Here is a 19,909-nt window from a genome sequence, read left to right on the forward strand (position 1 = left end):
CATGAATAAGACAGTCAACCAAAAGGCCTGGTTCCTCGTTTTACCAGTGCTGCTCCTTGTCGCGTTTTCTGCGGTTATTCCTTTGATGACCGTTGTGAATTATTCGGTTCAGGACACCTTCGGAAAAAACGTATTTTTCTGGGCTGGCCTCGATTGGTTCCGCGATATGATGGCCTCAGAACGCATGTGGAATGCGCTTGGTCGCCAGATCGCGTTTTCCTGTATCATCCTTGCTATTGAAATACCGCTGGGGATTTTCGTGGCGCTGAACATGCCGAAAAAAGGGTTCTGGGCCTCGTTTTGCCTGATCCTGATGTCGTTGCCCTTGCTTATTCCGTGGAACGTTGTGGGCACCATTTGGCAGATTTTTGGGCGTGTTGATATTGGTCTGTTGGGCTATACACTGGCCGCCTTGGGGATTGATTATAACTACACCCAAGACTTCTATGCTGCATGGGTCACCGTCATTGTGATGGATGTTTGGCACTGGACGTCATTAGTTGCGCTTTTGGCCTATGCTGGTCTTCAGTCGATCCCCGATGCCTATTATCAAGCGGCGAAAATCGACCAAGCCAGCCGGTGGAAAGTATTCCGCTTTATTGAGCTGCCCAAGATCATGGGCGTTCTTATGATCGCGATCCTGTTGCGCTTTATGGACAGCTTTATGATCTACACCGAGCCTTTCGTGGTGACGGGTGGTGGACCTGGGAACTCGACGACGTTCTTGTCGATTGACTTGGTCAAGATGGCGCTAGGACAGTTTGATCTTGGCCCCGCAGCCGCCTTCTCGATCATGTATTACCTCGTGATCCTGTTGATTTCATACGTCTTCTACACTGTGATGACGAACCTTGATAAAAGGGATGGCCACTGATGTCTGATTTTACCAACACAGCGCCAAAGCGTGGCTTTGCTTTGCCCAAGATCAAAGGCAACGCCATTGTTATGGGTCTTTACTTGCTGTTCTTGCTTTTGCCGATCTATTGGCTTTTGAACATGAGCCTCAAGACCAACTCGGAGATTTTGAACAACTTCACCCTTTGGCCACAGGATTTGACCTTCGACAACTACCTGACGATCCTGACGGATCCGTCGTGGTACACGGGGTATCTGAATTCGATGACGTATGTGGTCATGAATATGGTAATCTCCCTCGCGGTTGCGCTACCTGCGGCCTATGCGTTTAGCCGCTACACCTTCCTTGGGGACAAGCATCTGTTCTTTTGGTTGCTGACCAATCGGATGGCCCCGCCCGCTGTTTTCGCGCTGCCGTTCTTCCAGCTCTATAGCTCGGTCGGCTTGTTCGACACGCATATTGCCGTCGCCCTTGCGCACTGCCTGTTTAACGTGCCTTTGGCGGTTTGGATCTTGGAAGGGTTTATGCGGGGTGTTCCCAAAGAAATCGACGAGACCGCCTATATTGATGGGTATTCTTTCCCACGGTTCTTTATTCGGATTTTCACGCCATTGGTTGCCTCTGGTATTGGGGTCACCGCGTTCTTCTTATTCATGTTCAGCTGGGTTGAATTGCTTCTAAGCCGGACATTGACCAGTGTGAACGCCAAACCGATTGCCGCCACAATGACACGGACCGTCGGTGCCGCAGGGATCGACTGGGGTGTGCTCGCAGCAGCGGGTGTCCTGACAATCGTTCCCGGTGCATTGGTGATCTATTTTGTCCGTAACTACATCGCCAAAGGCTTTGCCTTGGGTCGCGTGTAAGAAAAGAAAGAGGAGAAACAAGTATGGAATGGATGGCATGGACTTGGCCGACCGCCGCTTTCTTTGGGGTTATCGCGGCAACGCTGATTACTTTTACGACCCTTGCGATTAAATTCCCCGAGGTGCCGCGCAATGGCGTCCTTGGGATTGAAACAACGCGCGGTGACCGACTGTTCATCACGCTACTTGGCTCGGCCTTTATTAATCTGGCTTGGCTTGGAATGCTCAGTGCCCCCCAATGGGGAGCCCTGATCGTATGTCTCTTTTATGCCATCGCGGTTTTCCGCTGGGTTTAAGGGACGGCATTATGGGGCGGTCCCAATTATAAAAAATGACCGCCTTACTTGTTCTATTTTTGGGAGGACTAAAATGAACTTACGACTACTTAAAGGAACGACCGCGCTTGGACTTGCAGCTTGCATGCTCACCGCGCCGGCGTTCGCAGACATGGAAGCCGGCAAGGCTTTCCTTGACAGCGAGATCGGCGATCTTTCGACGTTGTCGCGTGCCGATCAAGAAGCTGAACTTCAGTTTTTTGTCGACGCGGCACAGCCGTACCAAGGCATGTCGATCAACGTTGTCTCCGAAACAATCGGAACGCATGAGTATGAGTCCAATGTTTTGGCTCCAGCGTTCGAAGCCATCACCGGCATCAAGGTCACACATGACCTGATCGGCGAGGGCGATGTTGTTGAAAAGCTGCAAACACAAATGCAGTCGGGCGAAAATATCTATGACGCCTATATCAACGACTCCGATTTGATCGGGACGCACTGGCGTTACCAACAGGCGCGTAACTTGACCGACTGGATGGCGGGTGAGGGTGCTTCTGTTACCAACCCTAATCTTGATCTGGAAGACTTTATTGGTCTTTCATTCACCACGGGCCCAGATGGCAAAGTCTATCAGTTGCCAGACCAACAATTCGCGAACCTTTACTGGTTCCGGTATGATTGGTTCAACGACGAGCAAAACAAAACGGACTTCAAAGAGAAGTACGGCTACGATCTCGGCGTTCCTGTAAACTGGTCCGCCTATGAGGACATCGCTGAATTCTTCACAGGCCGTGACTTGTCGCGTCTTGGCGTAGAAGGCGAAGTCTTTGGCAACATGGATTATGGCAAAAAAGACCCGTCCTTGGGTTGGCGCTATACTGATGCGTGGCTGTCCATGGCTGGTGCAGGCGACAAAGGTGAGCCAAATGGCCTGCCAGTTGACGAATGGGGTATCCGCGTTAACGAAAACTCACAGCCTGTAGGCTCGTGTGTTGCGCGTGGCGGTGCCACAAACGGTCCAGCAGCAGTTTACGCTGTGACCAAAGCAATCGAATGGTTGGAAAAATATTCTCCACCCGCTGCTGCTGGTATGACATTCTCCGAAGCAGGCCCAATTCCTGCACAGGGTAATGTTGCTCAACAAATGTTCTGGTATACAGCCTTTACTGCGGCTTCGGTTGAGCCCGGTCTGCCTGTGATGAACGAAGATGGTACGCCAAAATGGCGTATGGCCCCTTCGCCACACGGCGCATATTGGACTGAAGGAACAAAAATCGGCTACCAAGATGCCGGTTCTTGGACTTTGATGAAATCCACACCAGTGGATCGTGCTCAAGCGGCTTGGCTCTATGCCCAGTTCGTTACGTCCAAAACTGTTGACGTGAAGAAAAGCCATGTTGGCCTCACATTCATCCGTGAATCCACAATCCAGCATGATAGCTTTACTGAGCGTGCACCAAAACTTGGTGGTCTCGTTGAATTCTACCGTTCGCCAGCGCGCGTTCAGTGGTCGCCAACAGGGACAAACGTCCCAGACTATCCAAAATTGGCACAATTGTGGTGGCAGAACATCGGCGACGCTATGTCCGGTGCGAAAACTCCACAAGAAGCCCTCGATACGCTTTGCGCAGACCAAGAAAAGGTTATGATCCGTCTTGAGCGTGCAGGTGTCCAAGGTGATATCGGTCCGAAAATGAACGAAGAGAGCGATCCTTCTTTCTGGCTCGATCAACCTGGTTCGCCAAAAGCGAAACTGGCAAATGAAGACGAAGATCCCGTCACAATTTCCTATGACGAGCTGATCAAGTCTTGGCAGTAAGAAACTGATTTTGGGGCCATTCACGTGGCCCCAATTTAATACTCAATCGACATTTCTTTGGACGAACGGTGGGCCAACCGGCCAAAGAAACGGGCGGTCGCTTTTATCGGTGGCCGCCTACCTACATTAAAAGCATGGTGGAAATAGCATGACCTACATCCTCGCGATTGACCAAGGCACGACCTCAACACGTGCGATTGTGTTTGATAGAACGATGGCCGTCGTTGCCAGCGAACAACAAGAGTTCGCCCAACATTTCCCCCACTCCGGCTGGGTTGAACACGCGCCCGCCGACCTGTGGAATACCACGCTTGCCGCCTGTCATGGGGCGATCAAACATGCCGAAATCTCACCCACAGATATTGCCGCCATCGGGATCACCAACCAACGCGAAACCACGATTGTTTGGGACAAGGTCACGGGCGAGCCCCTTTATAACGCCATCGTCTGGCAGGACAGGCGCACGGCCGATCAATGCCGTACCCTGCGCGAGGCTGGCCATGAAGAGATGATCACCGCCCGCACTGGTCTTTTGCTCGACCCCTATTTTTCGGGCACAAAACTTAAGTGGATTTTAGACCACGTCGAGGGAGCACGCGAACGTGCCGCCAAGGGCGAATTACTCTTTGGTACCGTCGATAGTTTCCTGATTTGGAAGCTGACGGGGGGCGCAGTTCATGCCACAGATGCAACAAATGCCGCGCGCACAATGCTTTACGACATTCGCAAAGGCCGCTGGAGCAAAACGATTTGCGACCTGCTTGAAATCCCGATGGAGATGTTACCAGAGGTCAAAGATTGCGCCGCTGATTTCGGTAAAACGGACGCGGATTTGTTTGGCCGCGCGATCCCGATTTGCGGCGTTGCTGGCGACCAACAGGCCGCGACCATCGGGCAGGCGTGTTTTCAACCGGGTATGATGAAATCAACTTACGGCACGGGGTGTTTTGCGCTTTTGAACACAGGTGAAACTCCTGTTGTGTCGCAAAATCGCTTGCTGACCACGATCGCTTATCAACTGGACGGAAAACCAACCTACGCGCTTGAGGGGTCGATTTTTGTTGCCGGAGCCGTTGTGCAATGGCTGCGGGATGGGTTGCAAATCATCCAAGACGCCTCGGAAACGCAAGCGCTGGCTGAACAGGCGGACCCGCATCAAAATATTGTTTTGGTCCCCGCCTTTGTGGGCCTCGGCGCGCCCTATTGGAATGCGGAATGTCGCGGGGCTGTCTTTGGGCTGACCCGCGGGTCGGGCCCTGCGGAAATGGCCAAGGCCGCACTTGAAAGTGTCGGTTATCAGACCCGCGATTTGCTGGACGCGATGTCCGCTGATTGGCAAGCGACAGGTGTTCAACCAACCCTGCGGGTTGATGGTGGCATGTCGCAAAACGATTGGGCGATGCAGTTCCTTTCGGATATTATCGCCGCCCCTGTGGACCGCCCAATGAACCACGAAACTACGGCCCTTGGTGTGGCGTGGCTCGCGGGAATGCATGTTGGTGTTTACCCTGATCAGGCAGAATTTGCAGAACAATGGGCCCGTGAAACCCAGTTTGTACCGCATATGGACGACGCACAACGCCAAGAAAAATATGCAACTTGGAAAAAAGCCGTCGACGCGACACTTAGCTTTTAGGCGGTATCGGTTTTTCGCGCATACCGTACCAACGCGAGAAATTTTTCTCAAGCAGCAGGGTAAACATACGATCCACACGTTGCTCTAGGAGTCCGGCGTAAAAACTGATGCGCGCAAAAGGACGCGGCGCACGTCAATCAAATGCGCTTGCATCCGTCGACGACACAATTCCGCATCCCGCGCGGCGAGCGCATCTAGAATGAGGCGGTGATGTTTTAACGCCGTGTCCTGAGAATCGCCAAACAAGCCAGTAAGAACCCCCATGCGCTCGAAAAGGGGCGAAAACATTTGGGACCAAAGCCCGTCAACGATCCGCACAAGTGGTTCGATGCGGGTGGCCTCCGCGAGGGTGATATGAAAGGCGCGATCCGCGTCACGATGCGTTTCTTTGCCGTGGGCACTTGCCATGGCACTGATGCTCGCCTCGATTGCCATCAAATGGTTTGCGTCGATGGAGGTCGCAGCCCTTGCTGCAATCTCGCCTTCGATGAGTTCCCGCGCATCCAATAGTTCCAACGGGCCCGCCCCAAGATCATCTCCAGTTAAGGCCCCCGCCTTGGTCACATAGATACCAGATCCCGTGCGGATATTCACTTGTCCTGCAATTTCTAGCGCTATCATTGCCTCACGCAGGGTCGAGCGGGCAACGTTAAGACGCGTGGCGAGTTCCCTCTCTGGTGGCAATCGGGTTCCAGGTTTTAGACCCTCATCAATTATGATTTTGGTGATTTGGTCGGCCACTTGGCGATAAAGCCGAAATCCGGGTTCGTGAAAACGCTGGGTCAAAAGGGCCTCCTAGCCGAGTTGTCGGGGTATATTATGCCAGTGCGCGGGGAAACAAAAGGCAAATATTCAGAATTGGTCTTGCCGAAAGAGCAAAAATCGGGTCAAGTTCGTTAATTGGACGGGCCAATTTAGGAGAATCAAATATTTTTTGACTATATGGCGCTGTTTAGTTTGTATTGGATGCCGTTTATTTTGACCGGTCAGACCAGTCGCAACGGTTACGCATCGTCATCTGTCATCCCAATTGGGAAGGACCCGATAAGCCAACAACCACTCTAGGGAGGAGTTACTATGAATAAGATACTTAGACTTAGCCTTGCCGCAGCATTGCTGGCAGGAACCGCTCAGGCACAAGAATTGCGTGGCTGGAATACGCACGTGCCAGATTACCCAGTCTCTATCGCGCTTGATCGTTTTGTTGAATTGGTTGAGGAGCGCACCGAGGGCCGCGTTCAAATGCAGAACTACCATGGCGCGACGCTGGGCGAGGGCGAGTTTGCAACCGAGCAGTTGCAGTTTGGCGCGCTTGACTATGGTGTCTTCTCGACGGCGCCGATGGTTAACACAGTCAAAGAGCTTGGCGTGACGTCACTGCCCTATGTTTTCAAAGACCCTGAACATCAGTATCGCGTAATGGAAGGCCCGATCGGCGCGGACATCGCAGCGGCCATGGCGGAAGCCAACATGGTACCCCTGTCTTGGTTCGCGTCTGGTTCGCGCAGCTTCTATGCAAATGAGCCGCTGAACTCGGTTGAGGACATCGCGGGCAAGAAATTCCGCGTGCAAAATAGCGACATCAACGTGGCCATGGTTGAAGCACTGGGCGCGAATGCGACGCCGTTGCCGTTTGGCGAAGTTTATACATCGATCCAGTCTGGTGTTGTGGATGGGGCCGAAAACAACTGGCCAAGCTATGAATCCACAGGGCATTTCGAAGTTGCGCCTTACTACATCATCGACAATCACACGATTGTTCCTGAAGGCATCATCTTTGCCAAAACGACTTGGGATAAGTTCTCGGAAGCCGATCAGGCCATCATCAGTGAAGCTGCGCAAGAAGCTGCGATTTACCAGCGCGAGCTTTGGGCGGCCCGTGAAGCAAAATCGCGTGAAATCGTCGAAGCTGGCGGAGCGACCATTGTTGAAGGCATTGATACCACCACATTCTCCGCCAAAATGGGACCAGTATATGAACAGTTTGCGAGTGATCCAATCGTAGCCGATTTGCTACTGCGCATCCAGAACACAGAGTAACTCAAATATGGGGCGCTGCATAAGCAGCGCCCCTTTTTAATTGAACCTAGGAAATTGCTTCATGTATTGGAAAGCCGTTGACCATATTGCCCGTGCCGTGGTTGGCATCAGTTCGGTGGCGCTGGTGTTGCTCGTGGTGTTCACGGGCTGGCAAGTCTGGGGGCGATATGTCCTGAATGACACGCCGACGTGGACCGAAAAGGCGGCCTTATTGCTGGTCTTGATTGTGTGTCTCCCGATGGCTGCTGTGGGGCTTCGCGAGAATTTCCATCTGGGTATCGACTACCTTACCGATTATTTAGGACCAAAAGCGCGCCGTATTTTAAAGACAGCGAACACCGTCGTCCTTGGATTTTTTGGCGTTGCGATGATGGTCGAATCTTGGCCGCTGGTCGTTGGCACTTGGGGGCGGGATATTCCGCTTTTGGGGCTGCCGCAGGGGTTGCAATATGCGCCCCTGATCCTCACGGGGGGCTTGATTGTCCTGTTCATGGTTGAGCGTGTTTGGTTCTTGTGGATGGGCGACGAGATGGATCCGCCGCTGGATGTTTCGCAAATGGGAGATATCTAGGATGGGTCTTACAATTCTTCTTATGGTCTTTGTCATCACAGTGATCGCAGGGATTCCCATTGCATTTGCCTTGGGCATCGCCGCGCTGGCAACCGCAACTTATCAAGGCATTCCCGAGTTGATCGTTTTTCAGCGTATCGTCGCGGGGATCAACGTATTCTCACTCCTCGCAATTCCTTTCTTTATTTTCGCAGGCGAGATCATGATGCGCGGCGGGATCGCGATCCGATTGGTCCGTGCGGCAGAGACCGTTGTAGGGCAGGTGCGCGGCGGCCTCGGCGTCGTCAACGTGCTCACATCGATGCTTTTCGGTGGTATTTCTGGCTCGGCTGTGGCCGATACCTCCGCGCTTGGATCGGTCATGATACCGATGATGCGCGAACGGGGCTATGACGATGACTATACGGTCAACGTCACGGTTACCTCATCAATCGCCGGCGTTCTGATCCCGCCAAGCCACAACATGATCCTCTATGCACTGGCCGCAGGTGGCGGTATTTCGATCACCTCCCTATTCATTGCGGGCGTTATCCCTGGCATTATCCTGTGTCTTTGTTTGTCCGTCGCGGCCTATGTGATCGCGGTTCGTCGGGGCTATCCAACGGGCATCTTCCCCGGCTGGCGCGCCGTTGTGTTTGCGATGGGAGCGGCGCTTCCCGGATTTATGACGGCCGTTATTATCATCGGTGGCGTGGTTTCCGGCATTTTCACCGTGACGGAAAGCGCGGCTATTGGCGTGATCTATGCGCTTTTTGTCACCGTGTTTTTCTATCGTTCCCTGTCTTGGCAGGACTTTCGCGACAGCGTAACGCAGGCCATTCGCACAACGGCAATGGTGATGATCCTTGTCGGTACGGCCCAATCGTTCAGCTATTTCATCACGCTGTATCAGGTGCCATCCGCCATTCTTGCGGGTATGCAAACGCTTTCGGAAAACAAGATCGTTCTACTGCTGTTGATAAATTTGTCGCTGCTTGTACTGGGCATGTTCATGGATATGGGCGCGCTTATTTTGATCTGCACGCCGATCTTTCTCCCCGTCGCCAAGGCACTTGGGGTTGATCCGGTGCAGTTCGGTATGATCTTGATGATGAACCTTGGCCTTGGACTCACGACACCGCCGGTGGGGCCTTGCCTGTTTGTCGGCTGCTCGATTGCCAAGGTGAAGATAGAAAGCGTTATCGGTACAATCTGGCCGTTCTATCTCGCGATTTTCGCAGCGCTCATGCTGACCACGTTTGTGCCAATCATCAGCCTCGGCCTGCCGCGCTTGATGGGCTACTGACCAAGTTTGGCGAGATAAGGCACGCTTGTTCCTAATCTCGCCAACGATCTTTTCGCGCGCATGTGAAACTTTAACTCAGACTTAGTCTGCTCGTTGCCCTTGCAAGAATCTTTCAACTCAGACACAGTGTATTCATGTATACAACAGGGCGACAAAGTAGAGGCGGTTGAAGATAGTGCAGTATTCCGACCCATCTTATCCTGCCCGCCAAGGCGCTCGCACTAATGTGCGCCTGCACAAAACCGTCAAGGAGACGCTACAAAATGGCTAACCAACCCATTCGACTGGCCGTCATCGGCCTTGGTATGGCTTCAAAACCGCATCTGGCCGCCCTGCGCCAACTTGCGCCAAACGTCGAAGTGGCTGGCGTGTTTGCCCGCAACGAAGAGCGGAGAAACGCGGTCGCAGAACAAGGCGGTTGGCGGGCGTATGATAGTTTGCAAGCCATTTGTGAGGACGCGACTGTTGACGGAGCAATCGTCATAACCCCTCCGAATGCGCGGGCGGATATCGTGGCGGCTCTGGCCAAGGCTGGCAAACATGTCTTGATGGAAAAGCCTGTTGAGCGGGATTTGTCGCGCGCCGTTTCTCTTGTTGAAACCTGCGAAGCGGCGGGGGTGCAGCTTGGGATTGTTTTGCAGCATCGGTTTCGTGCGGGGGCGGAGGCGCTTCGCGGCCTTGTTGACGGCGGCACTCTTGGCAAAATCAATATGGTGCGCGTGACGGTGCCTTGGTGGCGCGAGCAATCTTATTACGATCAGGCTGGGCGGGGAACCTATGCGACGGATGGCGGCGGAGTTTTAATTACCCAAGCCATTCATATGCTGGATTTAATGTTAAGCCTTACAGGGCCAGTGTCCAAAGTCTCCGCGCTTATTGGCACAACATCTCTCCATGACATGGAAGGCGAGGATTTCGCCAACGCGGGGTTGGTTTTTGCGAATGGTGCGATTGGTTCTGTCATGGCCACAACCGCGAGCTATCCGGGTGGGGCGGAAACCTTGGAATTGGATACGGACAAGGCAGGCCTGCGCTTAGCTGCGGGCGAGTTGGTGATTAACTGGCGCGATGGCCGCACCGAAACCATCGGCGAAATTACCGGAACGGGCGGCGGTAGCGACCCGATGGACTTCCCCTGCGACTGGCACCGTGACTTGATCGCAGATTTTGCCATGAGCCTGCGAGATGGGCGTGCGCCGCGCATAACCGGACGGGATGCTTTAGACGTGCACAGGTTGATCGATGCGATTGAACGGTCGGCGCGATCAGGTCAACTCACCGCTGTGCAGGTGGCGTCATGACGTTAAAATTCGCGGCGTTGGGACTGGATCACCGGCACATTTACGGGATGTCGCAGGGCATGATCGATGCGGGTTGTACATTTGCCGCCTACTGGACCGAAGGCGAGCCGCAACCCTTGGCCGGTTTCACCAAACGGTTTCCCGATGTTGCGCGTGTGACGAATATTGATGAAATCCTGAACGATGAAACCATTCAACTGGTCTTGATTGCAGCGGCACCCAAAGATCGCGCCCGCCTGTCAATTGAAGCCATGCGGCATGGCAAGGACGTGATGTTGGACAAACCAGGTTGTCTCACGTCAGAGGAATTGGTCGACATTGAAGCGACAATCAAAGCGACGGGGCGTATTTGGTCGATCAATTTCTCAGAACGGTTTGAGGTGCCTGCGGTCACGCTTTGCGATCAATTCCTGGCCGAAGGGCGGATTGGCGAGATTGTGCATATCATGGCCGTCGGCCCGCACCGATTGAATGCCCAGATGCGGCCAGACTGGTTTTGGTTACCATCAGAATACGGCGGCATTCTGGGCGATATCGGCGCGCATCAGATTGACCAGTTCCTCCATTTCTCGGGTGCGGAAACGGCGGAAATTACCCGTTCAACCGTCGGAAATATGAACACACCCGCGCATCCAAAATTTCAGGATTTTGGCGAAATGAACCTGAGTGCTGGTCGGGTGCAGGGCTATGTCCGGCTCGACTGGTTTACCCCTGATGCGGCCCCCAATTGGGGCGACGGTCGTGTAACGATTGTTGGCACTGAGGGTTACATCGAGTTGCGAAAATATATGGATATCGGCGGACAAGCGGGAGGAGATCATGTGTTTTTGGTCAACGGGACGGAATGCACACGGTTTGATGCGTCAAACGCAGGAACGCCGTATTTCGCGCATCTGCGCCACGATATCGAAAATCGAACCGAAACGGCCTGCCCACAGAGGCACACACTAACCGTGATGAGGCTGGCAATGGAGGCCCAGAACCAAGCTATTCGGCTCGGCACACTGGCAGACAGGCATTGAACCTAAAAACGAACCAACTGGAGGAAACTATGAGATTTAGACATTATTTAGCAGCCGGAGCGACAGTTGTAGCGACGGCAATTGCGGCCCCTGCGATGGCAGAATAGCCCGAAAAACCGATCCAACTTATCGTGCCATGGGGTGCGGGTGGTGCCACCGATCAGGTGACCCGCATCGTGGCGGCGGAACTCGAAGATGCGCTTGGGCAAAACGTTGTAGTCGTCAATCAAGAAGGCGCGTCTGGCTCAATTGGCTCAAAAGCGGCATGGGATGCGCCACACGACGGGTACACATGGACCGCAGGCGCGGCCAAAGACCTCGGCACTTATGCGGTGACGGGGAAAATGGATACCTCGATCAAAGATTGGGACCTTTACCTAAATTCAGCATTGGCAAGCGTGATTTCGGTTCCAGCAAACTCCGAAATCAATGATCTTGCGGGTTTTCTGGCAGCCTTGAAAGCTGGCGGCCTTAAAGTTGGCACCTCAGGTGTGAATTCCGCGGGGCACTCGTCGATTGAAGCTCTGTCCAACGCGGTTGATGGATCCTACATCCACGCGATCTATGATGGCGGAGCGACGGCAGTTCAATCCACAGTCGCGGGCGAAACCGACGTCACAACCCAACTGATCTCTGAGCAAATTGACATGCTGCGGGCGGGTGTGCTCAAACCCATTGCGATTATTTCCGACAGCGACGTTGAAGTCGCAGGGGCGGGCGTGATCCCATCGGTTTTGTCCGAATTGCCCGACCTTGCCGTTGCTCCGATTTACTTCGGTATTTTCATCCCTGGCGATGTACCTGACGAAGTGACCGCAAAAATGGAAGCTGCTTGGAGCGATGTGATGGCAAACTCCACGGCCCTTGCGGAATACACCGATGGGCGTGGATCAATCATGACTGTGTTCTCGGGCGATGAGGCCCAAGCCAAGGTTTGGCCTTCGATCCAATCAAACGCATGGTTGCTGCATGACGGTGGGCAATCGACCATCAGCCCTGACGAACTTGACATCCCGCGCCCCTAATCTCGCGCGTAAACTCCGCCGGACCGTCCTGTTTTCGGTCCGGCACTTAAGGAAGGTCATGACATGAACAACAGCAGTCTGGATCGGATTTCCGGCGTCTTTTTTACCCTGCTTGGTGCGTTGGTTTTCGCAGGCGCTTGGGCAATGCCTCGGTTTGAGGCACAGGGCGCTCCAATTTATCAAGCCCCCGGTTTCACCCCCGCTCTCTTGGGAATTGGCTTAAGTATCTGTGGCTTGTTCCTTGTATTTAGGCCAGCAGGAAAGGCCGCAGAGGACTTCGGATTTTGGAGCGATGTTTTAGGGAATTCCGCCAATCGCAAGCGCGCCCTCGCGGCGTTTGCCCTGACGCTTGGCTACGGCGCGGTGTTGTTTGGAAATATGCCCTATGTGCCCGCGACTTTCCTGTTCATGTTTGCCTTCGTTGCGGTGTTTGAAATATGGCTAAAACCCGAAGACGCGACCAAGAAAATGCCGATATGGCGCGTCCTCACGATCGCGGCCGTCCTTGGTCTGATTGTGAGTTTTGGTACCCACATAATATTCCAGAAGCTCTTTCTCGTACAGCTTCCTTGAGGTTATAATGCCAGATTTTATGCAGATACTTGCCGCGTTTCAGCTGGCACTTGGACCCAGCTTATTGCTGACTACCCTCTGGGCGACCCTTCTTGGCGTTGTCATCGGTATGATGCCCGGTCTTACCGCCACAATGGGACTTGCTCTTCTGACGACGTTGACCTTTCAGATGGACAGCGCGGAAGCAATCACTGCGCTTTTGGGGATGTATGTAGGCTCGATTTATGGCGGCAGCCGCACCGCGATCATCCTCAACATGCCGGGTACGCCAGCGAGCGCCGCAACCACCCTCGATGGCTATCCTTTGGCCCGTCAATCTAAGGCGCGCGAAGCCTTGGGGCTAGCGACAATCGGCTCGCTCCTTGGCACATTGGTCGGAGTTGCTTTGTTGTTGTTTACGGCCCCGATTTTGGCCAGTTATGCCCTGAAATTCGGCTCGTATGAGTTCTTCTGGCTTGCCTTGTTTGGTATCGTTATTTCGGGCCGTTTGACCGCGAGTTCCGATCCCCTAAAGGGCTTTATCGCAGGCTTTTTGGGGTTGATCCTCGCAATGGTCGGACAGGAACAAGTCTTTGCCTACGCCAGATATTCCTATGGAATTCATGACTTTACGGGCGGCATTAGTTTGATCCCAGCTATGGTTGGTGCTTTTGGATTTGTTGAAATTATTTCCAGTATCTCCAATAGCAAAACACCAGAGATGGCGGAAAATAAGGGGCGGCTTTTGCCCCGCATGCGAGAGATCGTTAGCTTTTCTCCCACGGTCTTGCGCTCGGGGGTCGCGGGAACAGTGATGGGGTTGATTCCAGGTGTCGGCGAGGATATCGGCGCGTGGGTTTCCTATGCAATCGCCAAGCGTTTCAGCAAAGAAAAAGAGTTGTTTGGTAAAGGCTCCAAAGAGGGGTTGATTGCCGCGGAAACTGGAAATTCGGCCGCAGTTCCGGGCGCGATTATTCCGGTTCTAACATTGGGTATTCCCGGGTCGGCCCCCTCGGCGGTTCTGCTCGCGGCCCTGATTATTCATGGCGTTCAACCCGGACCCCTGATCATGATCCAAAACGCTGACATGGTCTATGGTATCGTGGCCGCGACGGTCCTCGCGGCGATTGCGATGACCATTTACGGGGTCCTATTGACGACCCCGTTGCTGCTTGTGTTGCGCATCCCGCGCGAACGTTTGCTGCCGATCATTTTTGTTTTATGCGTGGTTGGTTCCTACGCGATCGCGGCGCGCCCGTTTGACGTTTGGGTTATGCTGGCGTTTGGTACTGTCGGTTTCGTTTTGAGGCAAATGAATTATCCTATGGCTCCGTTGGTTTTGGGCCTCGTTCTTGGCGATATTCTCGACAAAAGCCTGCGTCGCGGTTTGATCCTGTCCGAAGGGTCGCTTGAGCCGTTCTTTACGCGTCCCGTCAGTTTGGTTCTGGCAATCGCAACATTGCTGAGCGTTGGGTTGCTGATCTTTTCGGGGATCACTTGGAAAAAACGCGCCCGAGATTAGGCGGTGGTGAAATTGAGGGTGAGTTCTTCTACGTCTAGACGCGACGGGGGCAATTATTTAAAGAGAGGCGCGGTTAAACAACTCCTTACATCGTCAGGCGGCAAAGATGGATGACTCAACAGAAACGTGCAAAGACAATGCGAAGTGGACGCTTTCCTCGGCGACCTGCACGGCGGAAGTTCGCTCCTTAGGGGGTATGTTGCAAAACGTTCATTTCTTATTTGCAAATGGCGATACTTTCGCACCATTGGCGCAAGCAGACTGGGCGGATGACGCCCCCAAGGAAGACTGCAAAATTGCGCCGCATTTGCAGAGATTGGGCGGAGAATGGCCCTGCGTTCCCTTCGGCACAAGCCCTAGCGACCCACAGCATCATGGCTATGCAAGCAACGCGCATTGGCGATGTACACACCAGTCACAGCGTCGGATAGAACTCGTTATCGACTTTCCAAAATCCCATGTTGTCAGCCAGTTGCGCAGAACAATTGAAGTGTCTGAGGAGGCGCATCGCGTCGATTGCAGCTTGTCGATTATTGTGCGCAACGCATGTGAACTACCGATTGGGTTGCATCCGATTTTTCGACTGCCGACTGATGCGCCGGTCCATATTGGTTTGGAAAACAGCACCTTGCTCGAACCAATGCCCGCAGAAATTCGCACGCCAAATTTTCAGCTTGTTGCCGCCGAAGGTCGTATGCTGTTCGGGGCTGACGGGCAGGAAATTGACTTTTCACAAGGATATACGGGCCTTTCTACAGAGCTTGTGCAGGGGTATGACGCGGGCGGAAAAGTCGCGGTGGAATACCCGCAGGAGGGCAAGAAGGCGGTCCTTCAATGGGATGAAAATGCCCTGCCGCACTGCCTTTTCTGGTTGGCGAACCCGCATCAATTTGAGCACCTAGGGGCGTTCCGCGGATTGGGAGTCGAGCCGATATCGAGCTGGTTTGATCGCGGTACGAAACCTCTTTTTGGGGCAGCAAAGGACTCTCCGGGTCCTTTCGGCGTTAAGCTGAAACCGAGCGAGCCATGGTCAATGGATTATTCAATAAGCGCGGAGACAATTTTGGTGGAGGGGGGCTGAATAATGGCCGCGTCCCTTGGCCTCACTGCCAGTTTTCCAGAAGCGCTTTTAGGATATCCGCGCGGCTGACTTGTCCGACCAAACGCCCGTCTTGCACAACAGGAAAACGACGAAAATTACTGGCAAGGAAGTGCTCCGCAGCGGTGACAAGGTCCGTCTCGGCCTCCATTGTCTCAACTTTGGCGCTCATGTAGCCCGAGACTGCGCAACCCCATTCCTGATAATACGCGGCATTGAGGGCGGCGCGCAGGCAATCTTTCTTGGAAAGAACGCCAACCAGAGCACCGTCCGCATCGACAACCGGCGCTCCCGAAATCCGCTTGTCCAGCAACACTTTCATAGCCTCCAGAATGCGCATTTCTGGGCGCAGGAGGGTCAAGTCGATCGTCATATAATCGCTTACGCGCGGCTGAGAATTCATGTCGAGCTCCCTTTGCTAGATCGCTTGGGGCAGACGGAACATTCCGCGCTGGGAATGCAAGCCAACCCGCCGCAAGATCCCTTGATCGGAGCACGTCCAAAGATAGCTCCCAATGACAGGCCGATGATTGCCAGAAGGATGAGGCCGAGTGTTATACCAAAAGTGATCATCCGCGTTCCCTATCCAATAATCCGCGTTGAGAAGTTGGCCGTCATAACCTCCCGCAGACCGCTTGCATCCCGTACCACGAACAATGCGGGGATATGCTCACGGTTGGCAAACGAAATGCCTTGCTCGGGGCCCATTGCGAAAAGGGCCGTGGCCAAGGCATCGGCGGTGATTGCCTGTGGTGCAAAAACACTTACGCAGGCAAGGGGGGTATCGGCTGGTCGCTTAAGCTTTGGATCAATAATATGGCCGTAGCGTCGACCGTTGAAATCAAAACGGTTAACGCGATCCCCAGACGTGGCCAAGGCCTCGCCGTCAATGGCCACAACACGTTGAAGCGCGGCGGATTGTGGCTCTGGGCGCTCGATACCAGCGTACCAAGGGCGACCCGCAGGGTGATGCCCCAGCGCATAAACCTCTCCGCCGAGTTCAATGAAAAAGCTGGCCTGGCCAAGGGTCTTTAGCGCCGTGGCGATCCGGTCCAATGCGTGGCCCTTGGCAATGCCACAGAGGTCGAGCGTTTGGGAAATATGGGCTTTTTTCGCGCTTTGTGCGCCGAGTTCCAGATCGCCAAATCTGCCCGCGGGTTGCTGTGTTATGGGACCAAATCCATAGCGTCCGGCCACGCCACCGAGTGTGGGATCAAAAGCGCCGCGTGTGAGGGTCGCCACGCGTTTGGCCTCGCGGATTGTAGTGTGGGTTTGCGCCGACAGGGGCACCCATTCCAGCGTTTTCATTCGGTTGAAACGCGAGATTTCGGACATTGGCAGGAAGGGCGACATGGCGCCGTCCACCGAGGTGACAATGCCTTTGACAGCGGACACAATCGCGCCCGCATCGGCTCCGGCGGCAATTCTGATCCGCCAACTTGCGCCAAAGGCTGGTCCTTCGATTTGCAGGACATCACGGGTTTGCGCCCTAAGTGCCGTTGCCCAAAACATCGCACCTGTGCCTACCAAGAATTTGCGTCGTGTGTATGTCATGGGCTACCCTCCAAAATCATCATTGAAAATTCGCTCAGGATCGACCCCAAGATCGTCCAGCATCGTTAGTACGGCGCGGATCATTAGGGGCGGTCCGCAGAGGTAGTATTCGCAATCATGCGGTGCTGGATGTGCGGCAAGATGACAGCGCAAAGCAACCTCATGAATAAAGCCCGTTTCGCCTTGCCAGTTGTCGTCGGGGGCGGGGTCCGAGAGCGCTGCGGTCCAATGAAAATGGGTGTGTTTTTCCTGTAAGAATTCAAATTCCTGTTCGTAAAATAAATCCATACGACTGCGCGCGCCATACCAAAAGCTGATTTTGCGCGTGGCGCCTTGTTGCTCCAATTGGTCCGAGATGATCGCCCGCAGGGGGGCCATGCCGACTCCGCCGCCGATGAAAACCATTTCGCGTTTACTGTCCTGTGCGGCGAAGGTGCCGAAGGGGCCCGACACGTTCACCTTATCCCCTTCAGCGCAGCCAAACAGCCACGACGATACAATCCCAGGTGGCAGATCTGCGTGATTTGGCGGGGGCAGGGCAAGCCGGACAAGCAAGACAATGCGCCCAGCCTTTTCCCCTGCTGCCGTGGCGATGGAATAGGCGCGGGAGGTGTTTTCTTGGCTGCTGGCGGTTAAATCGTTCACGCCCATTTTGTCCCATGCGGCCTGATGCTCGGGTGAAACTGCGTAGTCCGAAAACCGCAATGTATACGCCGGCGCCTCAACTGTGACAAACGCGCCTGGGATGAAAGTAAAGTCGGTGCCTGTGGGCAGATCCAACACAATTTCGCGGATAAGTGGCGCAACGGAGCGGCTCGAAACCACCTGACAAACCCACGACTTGGCTCGCAGCATGCTTTCGGGCAGGGTGATCGATATGTTGTCCCGTAGGGTGGTTTGACAGGCCAACCGCACACCCTTGGCAATATCTTGGCGCGACAGCAACGCCGTTTCGGTTTGGAGGGCTGGTGTGCGGCCTTCCATCACCTGAACGCGACACTGACCGCAGGTTCCCGCGCCCCCACAGGCCGATGGAATGACCATCCCACCGTCCGAGAGGATCGTGAGGAGTTTGTTGCCCGTCTTGGCCGTGATTTCCTGACGTCCGTTTACTTGAATCGTCACGTTTTTTGCGGGCATCAGAAAGGCGCGCGCCGCCAGTACAACTGTGGCCAGCAACAGGACAATACAAACAAAAACCACGCTTCCTAGCAGGACCTCAATCATGGCAGGCTCACTCCGACAAACGCCGAAAAGCCCATAGACATCAGGCCCGTCACGATGAAAGCCAGACCCAATCCGCGCAGGCCTTCGGGCACATCCGCATAGCGAAGCCGTTCGCGGATGGCGGCAAAAGCGACAATTGCGAGAGCCCATCCAACACCACTGCCAAAGCCATAAACCATGCTTTCGGGCAAAGTATATTGTCGTTCGACCATGAACAGACTTCCCCCGAGAATGGCGCAATTAACCGTGATGAGCGGCAAGAAAACACCAAGGCTTCGGTGCAGGGTAGGGGCATAGCGATCAAGGGTCATTTCAAGGATTTGAACAAGTGCCGCAATCACCCCGATGAAGGAAATCAGCTTCAGGAACGTCAGATTAACTTCGGGCAGGCCGGCCCACGCCCAAGCTCCCTCAATCAAAAGGCCCTGAAATATCAAGTGGTTCACCGGTACGGTGATGGATTGAACCACGATCATCGCAATCCCAAGCCCAAAGGCCGTTTCCACCCGTTTTGATACAGCAAGGAAGGTGCAGATCCCGAGGAAGAAGGTGAGCGCAAGGTTTTCCTGAAGGACGGATTGAACGAAAAGTTCGATCATGGCTGATCCCCCACGCGTGCGGGCAAGATCGGAAATTCATCGTCTTCGATTTGTGCAGGGCGGTGCGAGCGGATGCCCCAGATCATCAGGCCGATGATGAAGAAGGCGCTTGGTGCAAGGAGCATGAAGCCAAGCGGTTGGAACCAGCCACCTGTCGCAACCAAGGGCAGAACTTGTTGACCGAACAGGGAACCAGACCCCAAAAACTCGCGGATTGTCGCCACGATCATGAGGATCATTCCATAACCAAGCCCGTTGCCCAAACCGTCCAACAGGCTCGGCCAAACCGGATTGCGCATCGCAAAGGATTCCGCGCGGCCCAGCACGATGCAGTTGGTCACGATCAGCCCGACAAACACCGACAACCGCTGGCTAATCTCAAACGCAAAAGCGCGCAGCACCTGATCGGCGACGATCACGAGCGAGGCAATGATAGTGATTTGCACCACGAGGCGGATCGACGAAGGCAGGTGATTTCGGATCAAACTGATCGCTGTGCTGGCGGCGGCTAGAACCGCCATCAAGGCAAGGCTCATGGTCAAGGCGGTGTCCAGCGCGGTGGTCACAGCCAACGCCGAGCAGATACCCAGCATTTGCAAAGTAATGGGGTTATTGTCAATCATTGGCGCCGTCAGATAGTGCATGTTTGATCTGGTCATT

General features: G+C 54.2%; 21 protein-coding genes. 14 read left to right on the top strand and 7 right to left on the bottom strand.

Annotated elements, in window-relative coordinates; genetic code table 11:
- The first annotated feature begins 1 nt into the window (after position 1).
- From AB9F26_RS03470 to glpK, 5 genes are all read left to right on the top strand, one after another.
- Positions 2–874, top strand: coding sequence for a carbohydrate ABC transporter permease (locus tag AB9F26_RS03470; protein ID WP_039003842.1), 873 nt, complete (start codon positions 2–4; stop codon positions 872–874).
- A complete protein-coding gene (locus AB9F26_RS03475) occupies positions 874–1,722 on the top strand; it encodes a carbohydrate ABC transporter permease (protein WP_335583596.1) in 849 nt (282 codons plus the stop codon). Before AB9F26_RS03470 ends, AB9F26_RS03475 begins: the two co-directional genes overlap by 1 nt.
- Before the next feature lie 23 nt (positions 1,723–1,745).
- Positions 1,746–2,018 carry a DUF2160 domain-containing protein gene (locus AB9F26_RS03480; protein WP_039003840.1) on the top strand — a complete coding sequence of 91 codons (273 nt, stop codon included), beginning with the start codon at positions 1,746–1,748 and terminating at the stop codon, positions 2,016–2,018.
- Positions 2,019–2,091: 73 nt separating this feature from the next.
- A complete protein-coding gene (locus AB9F26_RS03485) occupies positions 2,092–3,816 on the top strand; it encodes an ABC transporter substrate-binding protein (protein WP_369755197.1) in 1,725 nt (574 codons plus the stop codon).
- Positions 3,817–3,964: 148 nt separating this feature from the next.
- The gene (glpK, locus tag AB9F26_RS03490) at positions 3,965–5,452 is read left to right on the top strand and encodes a glycerol kinase GlpK (protein WP_335583594.1); all 1,488 of its coding nucleotides are present in this window, start codon (positions 3,965–3,967) and stop codon (positions 5,450–5,452) included.
- An 84-nt stretch (positions 5,453–5,536) separates the two neighbouring features.
- On the opposite strand, the gene AB9F26_RS03495 is transcribed toward glpK, so the two are convergent.
- The gene (locus AB9F26_RS03495) at positions 5,537–6,238 is read right to left on the bottom strand and encodes a FadR/GntR family transcriptional regulator (protein ID WP_369755195.1); all 702 of its coding nucleotides are present in this window, start codon (positions 6,236–6,238) and stop codon (positions 5,537–5,539) included.
- Positions 6,239–6,529: 291 nt separating this feature from the next.
- On the opposite strand from AB9F26_RS03495, the gene AB9F26_RS03500 reads away from it, so the two are divergent.
- The 9 genes from AB9F26_RS03500 (at position 6,530) to AB9F26_RS03540 (ending at position 15,851) form a co-directional block, all read left to right on the top strand.
- Entirely contained in the window at positions 6,530–7,492 is a 963-nt protein-coding gene (locus tag AB9F26_RS03500) for a TRAP transporter substrate-binding protein (protein ID WP_335583592.1), read from the top strand.
- A 61-nt stretch (positions 7,493–7,553) separates the two neighbouring features.
- Positions 7,554–8,063, top strand: a complete 510-nt coding sequence (locus AB9F26_RS03505) for a TRAP transporter small permease (RefSeq protein ID WP_335583591.1) — start codon at positions 7,554–7,556, stop codon at positions 8,061–8,063.
- Position 8,064: 1 nt separating this feature from the next.
- Entirely contained in the window at positions 8,065–9,348 is a 1,284-nt protein-coding gene (locus tag AB9F26_RS03510; RefSeq protein ID WP_335583590.1) for a TRAP transporter large permease, read from the top strand.
- A gap of 263 nt (positions 9,349–9,611) precedes the next feature.
- Positions 9,612–10,649 carry a Gfo/Idh/MocA family protein gene (locus tag AB9F26_RS03515; RefSeq protein ID WP_369767283.1) on the top strand — a complete coding sequence of 346 codons (1,038 nt, stop codon included), beginning with the start codon at positions 9,612–9,614 and terminating at the stop codon, positions 10,647–10,649.
- Positions 10,646–11,671: a Gfo/Idh/MocA family protein gene (locus tag AB9F26_RS03520; RefSeq protein WP_369767284.1), complete on the top strand. Its 1,026-nt coding sequence runs from the start codon at positions 10,646–10,648 to the stop codon at positions 11,669–11,671. Before AB9F26_RS03515 ends, AB9F26_RS03520 begins: the two co-directional genes overlap by 4 nt.
- A 164-nt stretch (positions 11,672–11,835) precedes the next feature.
- On the top strand, positions 11,836–12,696 hold the full coding sequence (locus AB9F26_RS03525; RefSeq protein ID WP_369767285.1) for a Bug family tripartite tricarboxylate transporter substrate binding protein: 861 nt from the start codon (positions 11,836–11,838) through the stop codon (positions 12,694–12,696).
- 63 nt (positions 12,697–12,759) lie between these two features.
- Positions 12,760–13,269 carry a tripartite tricarboxylate transporter TctB family protein gene (locus tag AB9F26_RS03530; protein ID WP_369767286.1) on the top strand — a complete coding sequence of 170 codons (510 nt, stop codon included), beginning with the start codon at positions 12,760–12,762 and terminating at the stop codon, positions 13,267–13,269.
- A gap of 7 nt (positions 13,270–13,276) precedes the next feature.
- A complete protein-coding gene (locus AB9F26_RS03535; RefSeq protein ID WP_369767287.1) occupies positions 13,277–14,770 on the top strand; it encodes a tripartite tricarboxylate transporter permease in 1,494 nt (497 codons plus the stop codon).
- Between the two features lie 106 nt (positions 14,771–14,876).
- Positions 14,877–15,851, top strand: coding sequence for a hypothetical protein (locus tag AB9F26_RS03540; protein ID WP_369767288.1), 975 nt, complete (start codon positions 14,877–14,879; stop codon positions 15,849–15,851).
- Positions 15,852–15,873: 22 nt separating this feature from the next.
- Here AB9F26_RS03540 and AB9F26_RS03545 read toward each other — a convergent pair whose 3' ends face one another.
- From AB9F26_RS03545 to AB9F26_RS03570, 6 genes are read right to left on the bottom strand one after another with little or no spacing between them, the layout of a single operon-like run.
- Complete coding sequence (locus tag AB9F26_RS03545; protein ID WP_335583583.1) at positions 15,874–16,272, bottom strand: CBS domain-containing protein; 399 nt, start codon at positions 16,270–16,272, stop codon at positions 15,874–15,876.
- Positions 16,269–16,442 (bottom strand): (Na+)-NQR maturation NqrM, encoded by a 174-nt coding sequence (gene nqrM / locus AB9F26_RS03550; protein ID WP_369767289.1) that lies wholly within the window; start codon positions 16,440–16,442, stop codon positions 16,269–16,271. Before nqrM ends, AB9F26_RS03545 begins: the two co-directional genes overlap by 4 nt.
- 9 nt (positions 16,443–16,451) lie before the next feature.
- Positions 16,452–17,423: an FAD:protein FMN transferase gene (locus AB9F26_RS03555; RefSeq protein WP_335583581.1), complete on the bottom strand. Its 972-nt coding sequence runs from the start codon at positions 17,421–17,423 to the stop codon at positions 16,452–16,454.
- Positions 17,424–17,426: 3 nt separating this feature from the next.
- Positions 17,427–18,650 carry an NADH:ubiquinone reductase (Na(+)-transporting) subunit F gene (gene nqrF, locus AB9F26_RS03560; protein WP_335583580.1) on the bottom strand — a complete coding sequence of 408 codons (1,224 nt, stop codon included), beginning with the start codon at positions 18,648–18,650 and terminating at the stop codon, positions 17,427–17,429.
- A complete protein-coding gene (gene nqrE, locus AB9F26_RS03565; RefSeq protein ID WP_335583579.1) occupies positions 18,647–19,249 on the bottom strand; it encodes an NADH:ubiquinone reductase (Na(+)-transporting) subunit E in 603 nt (200 codons plus the stop codon). The genes nqrF and nqrE overlap by 4 nt, the downstream gene beginning before the upstream one ends.
- On the bottom strand, positions 19,246–19,908 hold the full coding sequence (locus AB9F26_RS03570; protein WP_369767290.1) for an NADH:ubiquinone reductase (Na(+)-transporting) subunit D: 663 nt from the start codon (positions 19,906–19,908) through the stop codon (positions 19,246–19,248). Before AB9F26_RS03570 ends, nqrE begins: the two co-directional genes overlap by 4 nt.
- Position 19,909: the final 1 nt, after the last annotated feature.

Source organism: Falsihalocynthiibacter sp. BN13B15, from assembly GCF_041205415.1.
In the GTDB taxonomy this organism is placed as follows: domain Bacteria; phylum Pseudomonadota; class Alphaproteobacteria; order Rhodobacterales; family Rhodobacteraceae; genus Falsihalocynthiibacter; species Falsihalocynthiibacter arcticus.